The sequence below is a fragment of the Methylobacterium mesophilicum genome, from assembly GCF_022179445.1.
GTDB lineage: Bacteria > Pseudomonadota > Alphaproteobacteria > Rhizobiales > Beijerinckiaceae > Methylobacterium > Methylobacterium mesophilicum.
Genome location: NZ_BPQU01000009.1, coordinates 162,614 through 174,250, shown reverse-complemented (window position 1 = coordinate 174,250; position 11,637 = coordinate 162,614). Strand labels below are relative to the sequence as shown.

The following is an 11,637-nucleotide window of genomic DNA, read 5'->3' as shown; positions in this document are numbered from 1 at the left end:
TGTGAATCACGCAAAAGGCAACACCGAAATCCATTCCTTTCAAGCGATCGCCCTGCGGCGACCGGCATCGGCAATCGACAAGCCGGCGGCGATCCTGTAGTGGGCAGCCCAACTCACAACAGGATCGCCGAAATCCTGGTGCCGGACGCCCATGAGGGGCGGCACGGCGCAACGGCTGGAGCTATGCCATGAACATCATCGAGCAGCTGGAGCGCGAGGAAGTCGCGCGCCTCGCGAAGACCATTCCCGATTTCGAGCCGGGCGATACGCTCATCGTCAACGTCCGCGTCAAGGAAGGCGAGCGCACCCGCGTCCAGGCCTACGAGGGCGTCTGCATCGGCCGCCAGGGCGGCGGCCTCAACGAGAGCTTCACGGTTCGCAAGATTTCCTACGGCGAGGGCGTCGAGCGCGTCTTCCCGGTGCATTCGCCGATGATCGATTCGATCAAGGTCGTCCGCCGGGGCAAGGTGCGCCGGGCCAAGCTGTACTACCTGCGCGACCGCCGCGGGAAGTCGGCCCGCATCGTCGAGCGCACCGATCGCTACAAGTCCAAGGATGCCCCGAAGGCGGCCCCCGCCGCCGCCGAGTAAGGTCATCGGACGCCCCGGCTCGCAGCCGGGGACCCCGAGGTTTTCAACCGGTCCGGCTCAGCCGGGCCGGTTTTTTCATGCCCGCGGCTCAGGCGGCCCGGACCCGATCGAGGAAGTGGGTGATCTCCGCGGAGAGCAGCCCGGACTTCTGCGACAGTTCGGCGGCGGCGCCGAGCACCTGCTCGGCCGCGGTGCCGGATTCCTGGGCGGCGGTCGAAACCTCAGCGATGTTGCCGGTCACCGTGCTGGTGCCGTCCGCCGCCTGCGCCACGCTGCGCACGATCTCGCCGGTCGTCGCCTCCTGCTCCTCGATCGCGGCCGCGACGCTGGTGGCCAGCGTGTTGACCTCGGTGACCGTACGGCCGATCTCCTGGATCGCCTCCACGGCTTGCCGGGTCGAGACCTGCACGGCGCCGACCCGGGTCGCGATCTCCGCCGTCGCCTGCGCGGTCTGGTTGGCGAGTTCCTTCACCTCGCTCGCCACCACGGCAAAGCCCCGGCCAGCCTCGCCGGCGCGGGCCGCCTCGATCGTGGCGTTGAGCGCGAGCAGGTTCGTCTGGCTGGCGATCGCCGCGATCATGCTGGCCACGGCGCCGATCTTCTCGGCGCCCTCGGCGAGGTCGCGCACGATCGCGTCGGTGCGCTGGGCCTCCGTGGCCGCCTGGCCGATCATGGCCGACGAGCGCGCCATCTGGCCGGAGATCTCCCGGATGGTCGTCGACATCTCCTCGGTCGCCGCGGCCACGGTCTGCACGCTGGCGGAGGTCTCCTGCGCCGCCTCGGCGACCTGGGCCGAGCGCGCGCTCGTCTGCGTCGCGCTCTGCGCCATCGTGGCGGCGTTGGCCTGCATCGCCGTGGCGGCGGAGGTCAGGCCCCGCATCAGGGTCCCGGCGCTGCCCTCGAACTGTCGGGTCAGGGCATCCAGCGCCTGGGCGCGCTCGATCTTGGCCTCGGCGTCCCGGGCGGCCGCGACGTCCATCTCGCCCTTGGCGACCAGGGCCTGGCGGAACACCTCGACGGTGGCGGACATCCGGCCGATCTCGTCGCGCCGCTCGGTATCGGAGACCGGGCTCGTGATGTCGCCCTCCGCCAGGGCCTGCATCCTCCGGTGCAGGCGGCCGAGCGGCCGGGTGATGCTGCGCCCGATCAGCAGGGAGCCGAGCACCGATACGCCGACGATGCCCAGGAGCAGGACCAGCACCGTGATCGCCAGCGACCGGAACGACGCCGCGATGTCGTCGGTATAGGCGCCGGTGACGATGAAGATGTCCCAGGGCGCGAAGCGGGTCGCCACGGACACCTTCGGGAAGACGCCCTCCCGTCCGGGCCGGAGGTATTCGTATTCAAGCATCGCCGGGTCGGAGGATGTCAGGCGAGCGATGAAGGCGCGAATGATCGGTATGCCGTTGACCGTGAGATCCAGCTGGTTCTTGCCGACATCCTTCCGGTTCGGCACGGCGACGGCAACGCCGTCCATCGTGTAGATCGAGATGTAGTTGGTTCCGCCGCTGTAGCGCATCGCCATGGTCGATTCGGCCAGCTCGGACAGGGCCGCCTGCTTGGTCAGCGTCCCGGCCTTCACCCGCTCGTCGAGAGCCTGGGCGTGCGACTGGATCAGCTCGACCATGGCGCGCAGCGACTGGACGCGCTCGTCCAGCATTTCGCGATGGAATAGCTTGAGGCCCAGGCCACCGATCGTAGCAATAATCAGACACGTCAGTATCGTTAGAAGCGAAAGCTTACGTGACAGCGTCAAATTTGCCAGCGAAATGCTCATATCAATGGTTATCCTATATGTTTAAGGATCAATATGCTCACCGCAGCGCATAACTCAAGATTAGATATCCAAAAAATTTCCCCATTTAGTAAAATAATTTCTATATTGATCGCTGCCATGTAGATAAGAACTGTTGATCCTTATTTTTGATCCAGCCATCATTCTGCCGAACGCGGAACGTGCCGAGTATTTGTATTAGAGATTACGACAGTTCGGATACAGTGCAGCCGATCTCTCTCATCGGCGCATGGCAGATCCGCAATGAGGCATCCGGGCGCGCGGATCGGGCCGGCGGGATGCGCCGGGCCCGGCGCGGACAGGCCGAGCGGAGGCCGAACACCCGGGCGCAGGACAAGGGGCGGGCCCCTTCGCCCGGGCGGGCTACGACGCTGACATGTCGTTGCCGAATGGACGCGACGGCCGGACCCAAGTGCGTCTCCCTCCCCCTCTGCGGGGGAAGGGGGCCTCGCGTCAGCGAGGGTCGAGAGGGGGGCAGGGCGTCAGTCCCGCCCCGGAATCGCGAGCCGGAATGGACGGTTCGGGACGCACCGCGTCGTCCGTCGCGCGTGACGGCCGGACGACTCACACCCTCTCAGCTTCCGCGCAGGGCTTCCAGCACCTTGCCGCCGGGGCGGCCCGTCGGGGTCATGCCGAGCTTGCGCTCGACGTCCTTGATCGCGTCGCGGGTCTTCTGGCCGACCTTGCCGTCCGGCTCGCCGACATCGTAGCCACGGGCGGCGAGGCGAGTCTGGAGGTCGCGCCGCTCGGCCCGGGACAGGGGTGGGTCGTCGGTCGGCCAGGCCGCCTGGACGCCGGCCTTGCCGCGCAGCCGGTCCGACAGGACCGCGATGGCGAGACCGTACGATTCGGCCGCGTTGTAGGAGTAGATCGCGTCGAAGTTCCGGGTGACCAGGAAGGCCGGTCCGTCGATGCCGGCGGGTGCGATGATGCCGGCCGCGCCCTCGCCCGAGAGCGGGCGCCCGTCCACCCGGGTCACGCCGAGGGAGGCCCAATGGGCGATCGGCTTCTTGTTCTTGCGCCCGGCGGCGCCGACGCTGAAGCTGCGGGGCAGCTTGACCTCGTAGCCCCAGACCTGGCCGTTCTGCCACTTGGCCACGTGCAGGAAGTTCGCCGTGGAGCCGACCGCGTCGGCCACCGAATCGACCACGTCCCGCCGGCCGTCGCCGTCACCGTCCACCGCGAGCCGTTGATAGGTGGTCGGCATGAACTGGGTCTGGCCGAAGGCGCCGGCCCAGGAGCCGGTGAGCCGCTCCGGCGCGATGTCGCCGCGCTCGATGATCCGCAGGGTAGCGATCAACTCGCCGCGGAAGAAGTCCCGGCGGCGGTTGTTCGAGCAGGCGAGCGTCGCCAGCGACTGCACCAGCGGCATCTTGCCGAGGTTCTTGCCGAAATTGGACTCGACGCCCCAGACCGCCGCGATGGTGTAGCGGTCGACCCCGTAGCGCGACTCGGCCTGGGCCAGGGCGGACGCGTTCTGGCGCATGGCCGCGCGTCCGTCCTCGACCCGCTCGTCGTCCACGAGCGCCGCCATGTAGTCCCAGATCGGCGTCTTGAACTCGGGCTGCGCCTGCGAGAGCTCGATCACCTTGTCGTCGAAGCTGATGCCGCGGGTGGCCGCCTGGAAAGCCTGGGCCGACACCCCGGCTGCCGCCGCCTGACCCTGGATGCCGGCGAGACACGAATCGAAGTCGGCGCGCGCCGGCAACGCGGCGAGACCCGCGAGGAGCCCGACCCCGAGCGCGACGCCCGATCCGAGGGAGTGAATCCGCATCCTGGCGTTCCCGTTCGACGTCCGTTGCATGAACGCCGAATCAGGCAACACCAGGGTTAAGGAGCGGTTAGGCCGCACCGAATCCACCGGCCTGGCTGACTGACCGGACGCCGCCGCGCGGCACCCGGAGTCCATGCGGTGAAACTCAGTCGTCCGGTCGCAGCCTCGCGACGGAATGAGATTTGACGGCAGATTTAGTTTGCGAATGATCGATACATTGATTGTTGTAAATTTCTCCCACCGAATACTTTTCCAATCTTTCAATAAAGTAAAATATCGACCATTGTGCAATCAGCGATCCGCTGGGATTGCGTTGATTCTTGACGGCAACTTATTAATCCACGACTGTCTATATGAAAGAGAATCAATTTCGGACACCGGGAGGAAATCTGGACCATGCGCCTTGCAGATCTATCGATTGCGAAGAAAGTCGTTGGCGCATTCGCGATATTGATCGTCATCGCTCTTGGAGGTGGGATTATCAACCACCGAAAACTATCCTTCATCCAATCCTCGATCGGATGGTCGGAGCATACTTACGACGTCCTGAACGTGAACGCGTCGCTGATCACCACGATGGTCGATCGGGAGACCGGCCTGCGGGGCTATCTGGTGACCGCCGACCCGGCGTTCCTCGCGCCGTATCGCAGCGGCACGCAGGCCTTCGACGCGAATCTACAGCGGCTTCGGACGCTGACATCGGACAATCCGGCGCAGCAGGCCCGCATCGCCGAGGTCGAGACCCTGGCGAAGCGCTGGCAGTCCGACATCGCCGAGCCGGAGATCGCCCTGATGGGTCAGCCGAGTACCCAGGCGGAGGCCCGCGCACGCGTGGGGGGCGGTGCCGGCCGGGCGCTCATGGACGCCATTCGCGCCAAGGGTGGGGAGATCGAGGCGACCGAGCGCACCCTGCTGACGGCCCAGCAGGCCGACGAGGCCGACGCCTTCTCGACATCCTATGCGGCGACGCTGCTGTCCCTCGTCGCCCTCCTGGCGACCGCCATCGCGGGCGCTCTCCTGCTGACCCGGCTCATCGCTATCCCGACGCGCGCGATGACGCGGGTGATGGGGGAGCTGGCCCGGGACAATCTCGACGTCACCGTCCCCAGCGGCGACCGGCGCGACGAGATCGGCCGCATGGCGGCGGCGGTCGAGGTGTTCAAGGGCGCGCTGATCGCCAAGCGGGCCGGCGACGCCGCGACCGCCCGGGAAGCCGACGCCAAGGCCCGCCGCGCCGCCCATCTCGACGCCGTGGTGACGCGGTTCGAGACCGAGGTGTCCGGCCTTACCCAGGCCATGGCCGGGGCCGCCACCGAACTCGAGGCGACGGCGCAGTCGATGACCGGCATCGCCGAGGAGACCGACGCGCAGGCGCAGACGGTGGCGGGCGCCGCCGAGCAGGCCTCCTCGAACGTGCAAACGGTGGCTGCCGCCACCGAGGAGCTGTCGATCTCGATTCGGGAGATCAACAGCCAGGTCACCCGGGCGGCCCAGGCGGCGAGCGCGGCCTCCGACGAGGCGATCCAGACCGACGGGGCCGTGCAGGTGCTCGCCGAGAGCGCGGAGAAGATCGGCAGCGTCATCGCGCTGATCTCGCAGATCGCCGGGCAGACCAACCTGCTGGCGCTCAACGCCACCATCGAGGCGGCCCGGGCCGGCGATGCCGGCCGTGGCTTCGCGGTGGTCGCCAGCGAGGTCAAGGAGTTGGCCGGCCAGACCACCCGGGCCACCGAGGAGATCGGCGCGCAGATCGGCGCAATCCAGACGGCGACCGGCCACGCCGTCTCGGCGATCCGGTCGATCGCCCGCATCGTCGGCGAGATCGCCACCAGCTCCACCGCGATCGCGGCCGCGATCGAGGAGCAGGGGGCGGCCACCCAAGAAATCGCCCGCAACGTGCAGCAGGCCGCCTCCGGCACCGAGCAGGTCACCGGGAACATCGTCGACGTCAAGCGCGCCGCCGGCGAGACCGGCTCCGCGGCGACCCAGGTGCTGGGCGCCGCACGCGGCCTCTCCCAGAACTCGAACGCCCTCAACCGCGCGGTCGCGACGTTCCTGGCGGATGTGAAGGCGGCCTAAAAAGAGGTTTAAGCGAAAGCCCGCTCAGGCCCATTCCCGAGCAGCGAGCTTCTGCTCGTAGGCGTCGATCGCGCCGGCGCGCTGCAGGGTCAGGCCGATCTCGTCGAGGCCGTTGAGCAGGCTGTGCTTGAGGCCGCCGTCGATGTCGAAATGCAGGGTGCCGCCGTCCGGCCCCTTGATGGTCTGGGCGTCGAGATCGACCGACAGGGTCGCGTTCGAGCCGCGCTCGGCGTCCTCGAACAGCTTCTCCAGGTCGTCCGGAGAGACCGTGATCGCCAGGATGCCGTTCTTCGCGCAGTTGTTGAAGAAGATGTCGGCAAAGCTCGTGGAGATCACGCAGCGGATGCCGAAATCACTGAGCGCCCAGGGCGCGTGCTCCCGGGACGAGCCGCAGCCGAAATTGTCGCCGCACACCAGGATCTTGGCGTTCCGGTAGGCAGGCTTGTTGAGTACGAAATCCGGGTTCTCCGAGCCGTCGTCCTTGTAGCGCATCTCGGCGAACAGGCCCTTGCCCAGGCCGGTGCGCTTGATGGTCTTCAGGTATTGCTTCGGGATGATCCGGTCGGTGTCGACGTTGATGATCCGCATGGGCGCCGCGACGCCCTCCAGCGTGGTGAATTTTTCCATCGTCTGCAGGCTCTTGGTGAAGGCACGGTCTGGCGCCGGTTTAGCAGCCTCGGCGGCGGGCCGGAAGCGTCAGGCCAGATCCCCGGCCTCGGCGCCCCGCAGGGCGCCGTCGTGGAGCGCCGAGGCCACCAGCGCCCCGGCGATCCCGGCTTCACGCAGCGCCCGCAGGTCGTCCGGCCCGCGCACCCCGCCGGCGGCGTAGACCCGGCGGCCCGGGGCCCGCACGGCCCGGAGCGCGTCGAGGTCCGGCCCGGCCCCGGCGCCGACCCGGGCCAGGGTCATGGCGATCACGTCCGGCGGCCAGAGCGCGGGATCGTCGTGGAGCGCGGCCGGGCCGAGGCGCTCGGATCCGCGCGTGTCGAGGGACAGCACGGCGCGTTCGCCGAGATCAGTGACGAGCCCGGCATCCCGCTGGCTCTCGCTGCCGATCACGGGCCGCCCGAGGCCTGCGGCGAGGAACGCCGCGACACCCGCCGATTCGGAGAAGCCCGCATCGACCCACAGGCCGAGTCCCGGGCAGGCCCGGGCGATCGCCTCCAGAGCCCGGAGGTCCGGCCCGGTCCCGTCGATGATCGCATCGAGATCGGCGACGTAGAGACTGCGCGCGGGCCACGCATCGAGAAGCCCACGCGCGATCGCATCGGGCGCGGAGCCCTTTGCCAAGGGCGTCTCGATCGGGGCATAGGAGGAGCGCTCGCCGCGGCGCGCCCGCACCACGCGGCCGCCGCGCAGGTCGAGCACCGGGATCACCGCGAAGCCGGGGCGCCCGAGTCCGTCATCCGTCGAGGCGCGCGTCGCGGTCATATGCCCATGCCAGTCTCAAAGCAGATCGGGTGGGACCTCGGTGGGGTCCACGTCAAGGCCGCGCTGGTCGAGCACGGCCGGGTCGTGGCGGCGGCCCAGGTCCCGTGCCCGCTCTGGCAGGGCGTCGCGGCCCTGGACGGGTCCCTGGCGGCCTTGCCCGACTGGGCGCGCGACGAGGCCCGGCACGCCGTCACCATGACGGGCGAGCTGACCGACTGCTTCGCGGGCCGCCGGGAAGGCGTGGCGGCGCTCTCGGGCTGGGCCGAGCGGCACCTCGCCGGCCCGGTGCGAATCTATGCCGGCCGCTCAGGCCTCGTCGCCCCGGAGGCGGCGGAAGAGGTTTTCGCGGACGTCGCCTCGGCCAATTGGCACGCCACGGCGGCGCTCGCCGGGCAGCATGCGCCGGACGCGCTCCTGATCGATGTCGGCTCGACCACAGCCGACCTGATCCCGATCGCCGCCGGCCGCCCGGCCGCCACCGGCTACAGCGACGCCGAGCGCCTGGAGACCGGGGAACTCGTCTATACCGGGATCGTCCGCACTCCGGTGATCGCGCTCACCGACCACGCTCCCTTCGGCGGTCGCCGCACCCGGCTGATGACCGAGACGTTCGCCCACATGGCCGACGTGTACCGGATCCTGGGGCTGCTGCCCGAGGGGGTCGACCAGCAGGCCAGCGGCGACCGCAAGGGCAAGTCCGTCGCCGAGAGCGAGACCCGGCTCGCCCGGATCGTCGGCCGGGATCGCGAAGAGGGCACCCCCGAGGCCTGGGCGCTGCTGGCAGGTCACTTCGCCGAGGTGCAACTGCGGCTGCTGCACGACGCCGCCGCCGCCCTGCTGAGCCGGGCCGACCTCGCCCCGGGAGCGCCCCTCATCGCGTGCGGCGCCGGCGCCTTCCTCGGCCCGCGCCTCGCCGCGCGGCTCGGGCGGCCGGCCATCCCGCTGGTGAGCCTGCTGCGCGGCCGGATCGCCGGAGAGCCCGACTGGATCTCGACCTGCGGGCCGGCGGTCGCCGTCGGCCTCATCGCCTCGGAGGACGCATTCGCATGAGCGCCATCAAGATCCTGGCCCGGGTTCTGACCAGCCGGGTCGGGCCGCATATCGAGCTGGCCGTGGAGACCGAGACCGGTGAGGTCCTGAAGGTGCTCGCCACCGAGGACCAGATCGACCGTCTGGTGGACGAGTTGGAGGACATGCTGAACTCGCCCGCTGAGCCGGAGGATGGCGAGCCGCCGGAGGCGGCCTAAGGGTCGGCGGGCCGAGACCGGCATGAGCCTGATCGCCGCCAAGATAGCCATCACCCCGGCCCTGATGTGGGCCGTGTCGGCGGCGGCCCGCCAGTGGGGCAGCCTGGTCGGCGGCCTGCTGTCGGGCATGCCGCTCACCTCGGCGCCGATCTCGATCTATCTCGCGCTCGAGCAGGGGGAGACCTTCGCGGCCGATGCCGCCGTCGGCTCGGCGGAAGGGCTGGGGGCGGTCACGCTCTGCTATCTCGCCTACGTGGTCTGCGCCCCGAGGATGGGCCCGGTCGCGGCCCTCTGCGCCGCCCTGTCGGCCTTCGTCCTCGGCGGCCTCGTGCTGCACGGGCTGATCCGGCCCGGGCTATGGCTCGCGGCGGCGATCGACCTGCCGGCCATGGCCCTGGTCGTGGCACTCTGCCCGCCGCCGGCCGGACCCGCGTCTGCCGAGGAGCGCCCGATCCCGCCGCGGTGGGATATGCCGGCGCGCCTCGCGGCCGCGACCGCGCTGGTCCTGCTGGTCTCCAACCTCGCGCCGTATCTCGGCTCCGGCCTAAGCGGCCTGCTGGCGCCGATCCCGATCATCTCCTGGCCGCTGATCGCCTTCGCCCGGTTCCAGGACGGCGTCCGCGCCGCCCTCGACGTGGTGCGCGGCAGCGCCCAGGGCGCGTTCGGCGTGCTGGCCTTCTATGGGTGCGTGCACCTGTTACTCGGGCAGACCGGGCTGGTCACGGCCTACGCGGTCTCGATCGCGGTCTCGGCGGCCTGCGTGCTGCCGTGGCTGTTCGTGGAGCGCCGCGGACGCGCCAAGCGTTCCGCCGCGGCCCGGCCGGCATGATCGTGACGGGTCGGCCTCACCCGCGTTCCTGGACGTAGTCCCAGACCTTCGAGATGACGACCGATCCCTCGCCGACCGACGATGCGACGCGCTTCACGGACGCGGCGCGCACGTCGCCGACCGCGAAGATGCCCGGTTGCGACGTGGCATAGGGTGAGCCGGCGCCGACGGCTTCCCCGGTCAGGACGAAGCCGTTGCGATCGAGTTCGACGAGGCCGGACAACCAGCCGGTATTGGGGGCCGCCCCCACCATGACGAACACCGCGCAGGTCGGGATCGTCCGGACCGTCCCGTCGGCGATGGTGCGGATCGACACCGCGTCGAGGGCGTCCTCCCCATGCAGCGCATTGAGCTCGGCGCCGTACTCGATGGTGATCGCCGGATCCGCCTCCAGCCGGCTCGACAGGTAGCGCGACATCGAGGTCGCCAGCGACGGGCCGCGGACCAGAAGCCGGACGTGCCGGGCGGATCGGCTGAGGAACATCGCCGCCTGCCCGGCGGAATTGCCGCCGCCGACGATGACGGTCTCGGTGTTCTTGCAATAGCGGGCCTCGATTTCGGTGGCCGCATAATAGACGCCCGCCCCCTCAAACGCCTCCAGGCGATCGATCGGCAGGCGCCGATACTGGACGCCGGTCGCCACGACCACGGCCTGGCCCCGCACCCGCTGGCCGTTGTCGAAGGTCGCGCAGTACGCGCCGTCTTCGAGGCGCTCCAGCTTCGCCACCCGCCGGGGCATCGCGAACCGCGTGCCGAACTTCATCGCCTGGACCTCGCCGCGCCAGACCAGGTCGGCCCCGGAGATCCCGGTCGGAAACCCCATGTAGTTCTCGATCCGGCTCGACGTGCCGGCCTGCCCGCCGATCGCGACGTCTTCGACCACCAGGGCGCGCAGCCCCTCGGCGCCCGCATAGACGCCCGCCGCCACGCCGGCCGGACCGCCGCCGACGATCAGCACGTCGAAAGCCTCGTCGTCGATCAGGTTGTAGTTGAGGCCGAACAGCTGCGCGACCTTGTCGGGCGTCGGGTCCGCGACGACGTTGTTCCGGCCGAAGATCACGGCCGGCCGGTCGGCGGGAACCGAACAGGTCGTGGCGACCGCCGAGGCCTCCGGACTGCCGAGCGCGTAGGACCGGTAAGGCAGGCGGTTGCGACTGGCGAACTCCGCGATCCGCCGGACGGCCCGGTCGTCGTCCTCGCCGATCAGGACGAGCGTGCCGTCACGCGAATCGAGCTGCCGCCGCCGCCGTGCCGCCAGGACCGTGATGACGATGTCAGACATCTCGGGGATTTCGGCCATCAAACGGAGCATCGCCGCCCGCGGCACCTCGATCACATCCGTGTCCATGACCGTCCGCATCGGCATCGACCAACTGCCGCCGTTGAGGAAGGAGATCTCGCCCATGAACTGCGTCGGCCCCAGGGTCGAGGGCAGGTGGCGCTCGTCCGTGAACGGATTCACCACCTCGATCTCGCCGTCCTCGACATAGATGAAGCGGTCCGCCGGCTCGCCGGCACGAACCAGGACAGTCCCGGCCGGGTAGTGCTGCGGGACTCCCACGGCTCTGATCGCGGCGACATGCGAGGCCGCGAGGGGGACGCGCTGCATCACGCGCAGATCCGGGCCGATCGTTTCCATGGCCTGCCCCCTTCGCACCTCTGCCGCCGCGACGCCCGGTCGGCCACGGTGGACGAGGACCCGTTCCAGGGATGGGCTCGTCTGCGCGACCTCTGCGGGCGATTATCTACCCGAGGTGCAACGAAGGATTGTCCAAGGTCAAGCTTGGCCGGCCTGATCCATCCGATCCGAGGGTCTTCGCCTAGGCGCGCGACGGGCTCGGCCCGCCTCGTCATGCCCAGTCACGGCGTACCGGTGACCGCAGCCTCGAAAA

10 protein-coding genes are annotated in these 11,637 nt (G+C 69.4%); 5 read left to right on the top strand and 5 right to left on the bottom strand.

Annotated elements, in window-relative coordinates:
• Positions 1-188 precede the first annotated feature (188 nt).
• Positions 189-590 (top strand): 50S ribosomal protein L19, encoded by a 402-nt coding sequence (rplS, locus tag MFF40_RS12180; protein WP_147857177.1) that lies wholly within the window; start codon positions 189-191, stop codon positions 588-590.
• Positions 591-678: 88 nt separating this feature from the next.
• Here the strand turns inward: rplS and MFF40_RS12175 are convergent, their stop codons facing one another.
• Positions 679-2,250 (bottom strand): methyl-accepting chemotaxis protein, encoded by a 1,572-nt coding sequence (locus tag MFF40_RS12175; protein WP_238260592.1) that lies wholly within the window; start codon positions 2,248-2,250, stop codon positions 679-681.
• Between the two features lie 709 nt (positions 2,251-2,959).
• Entirely contained in the window at positions 2,960-4,159 is a 1,200-nt protein-coding gene (locus tag MFF40_RS12170) for a lytic murein transglycosylase (RefSeq protein ID WP_147857200.1), read from the bottom strand.
• Positions 4,160-4,555: 396 nt separating this feature from the next.
• Here MFF40_RS12170 and MFF40_RS12165 point away from each other — a divergent pair, with 396 nt between their 5' ends.
• The gene (locus tag MFF40_RS12165; protein ID WP_283206101.1) at positions 4,556-6,238 is read left to right on the top strand and encodes a methyl-accepting chemotaxis protein; all 1,683 of its coding nucleotides are present in this window, start codon (positions 4,556-4,558) and stop codon (positions 6,236-6,238) included.
• 24 nt (positions 6,239-6,262) lie between these two features.
• On the opposite strand, the gene leuD is transcribed toward MFF40_RS12165, so the two are convergent.
• Both leuD and MFF40_RS12155 read right to left on the bottom strand, forming a co-directional pair.
• The gene (gene leuD, locus MFF40_RS12160) at positions 6,263-6,865 is read right to left on the bottom strand and encodes a 3-isopropylmalate dehydratase small subunit (RefSeq protein ID WP_147857829.1); all 603 of its coding nucleotides are present in this window, start codon (positions 6,863-6,865) and stop codon (positions 6,263-6,265) included.
• Between the two features lie 69 nt (positions 6,866-6,934).
• Positions 6,935-7,669: a HisA/HisF-related TIM barrel protein gene (locus MFF40_RS12155; RefSeq protein ID WP_147897249.1), complete on the bottom strand. Its 735-nt coding sequence runs from the start codon at positions 7,667-7,669 to the stop codon at positions 6,935-6,937.
• A 6-nt stretch (positions 7,670-7,675) separates the two neighbouring features.
• Here MFF40_RS12155 and MFF40_RS12150 point away from each other — a divergent pair, with 6 nt between their 5' ends.
• The 3 genes from MFF40_RS12150 to MFF40_RS12140 are packed head-to-tail and all read left to right on the top strand — an operon-like array spanning position 7,676 to position 9,745.
• Positions 7,676-8,719, top strand: a complete 1,044-nt coding sequence (locus MFF40_RS12150; protein WP_147897248.1) for a hydantoinase/oxoprolinase family protein — start codon at positions 7,676-7,678, stop codon at positions 8,717-8,719.
• Entirely contained in the window at positions 8,716-8,916 is a 201-nt protein-coding gene (locus MFF40_RS12145; protein WP_147854309.1) for a hypothetical protein, read from the top strand. The genes MFF40_RS12150 and MFF40_RS12145 overlap by 4 nt, the downstream gene beginning before the upstream one ends.
• Positions 8,917-8,938: 22 nt before the next feature.
• A complete protein-coding gene (locus MFF40_RS12140) occupies positions 8,939-9,745 on the top strand; it encodes a hypothetical protein (RefSeq protein ID WP_147854310.1) in 807 nt (268 codons plus the stop codon).
• Between the two features lie 16 nt (positions 9,746-9,761).
• Here the strand turns inward: MFF40_RS12140 and MFF40_RS12135 are convergent, their stop codons facing one another.
• On the bottom strand, positions 9,762-11,384 hold the full coding sequence (locus MFF40_RS12135) for an FAD-dependent oxidoreductase (RefSeq protein ID WP_147854311.1): 1,623 nt from the start codon (positions 11,382-11,384) through the stop codon (positions 9,762-9,764).
• Between the last annotated feature and the right edge of the window lie 253 nt (positions 11,385-11,637).

Bases quoted from the DNA above. Each gene is read 5' to 3' on its own strand.
- rplS (WP_147857177.1), top strand. From the start codon at position 189: ATGAACATCATCGAGCAGCTGGAGCGCGAGGAAGTCGCGCGCCTCGCG.
- MFF40_RS12175 (WP_238260592.1), bottom strand. From the start codon at position 2,250: ATGCTGGACGAGCGCGTCCAGTCGCTGCGCGCCATGGTCGAGCTGATC.
- MFF40_RS12170 (WP_147857200.1), bottom strand. From the start codon at position 4,159: ATGCGGATTCACTCCCTCGGATCGGGCGTCGCGCTCGGGGTCGGGCTC.
- MFF40_RS12165 (WP_283206101.1), top strand. From the start codon at position 4,556: ATGCGCCTTGCAGATCTATCGATTGCGAAGAAAGTCGTTGGCGCATTC.
- leuD (WP_147857829.1), bottom strand. From the start codon at position 6,865: ATGGAAAAATTCACCACGCTGGAGGGCGTCGCGGCGCCCATGCGGATC.
- MFF40_RS12155 (WP_147897249.1), bottom strand. From the start codon at position 7,669: ATGACCGCGACGCGCGCCTCGACGGATGACGGACTCGGGCGCCCCGGC.
- MFF40_RS12150 (WP_147897248.1), top strand. From the start codon at position 7,676: ATGCCAGTCTCAAAGCAGATCGGGTGGGACCTCGGTGGGGTCCACGTC.
- MFF40_RS12145 (WP_147854309.1), top strand. From the start codon at position 8,716: ATGAGCGCCATCAAGATCCTGGCCCGGGTTCTGACCAGCCGGGTCGGG.
- MFF40_RS12140 (WP_147854310.1), top strand. From the start codon at position 8,939: ATGAGCCTGATCGCCGCCAAGATAGCCATCACCCCGGCCCTGATGTGG.
- MFF40_RS12135 (WP_147854311.1), bottom strand. From the start codon at position 11,384: ATGGAAACGATCGGCCCGGATCTGCGCGTGATGCAGCGCGTCCCCCTC.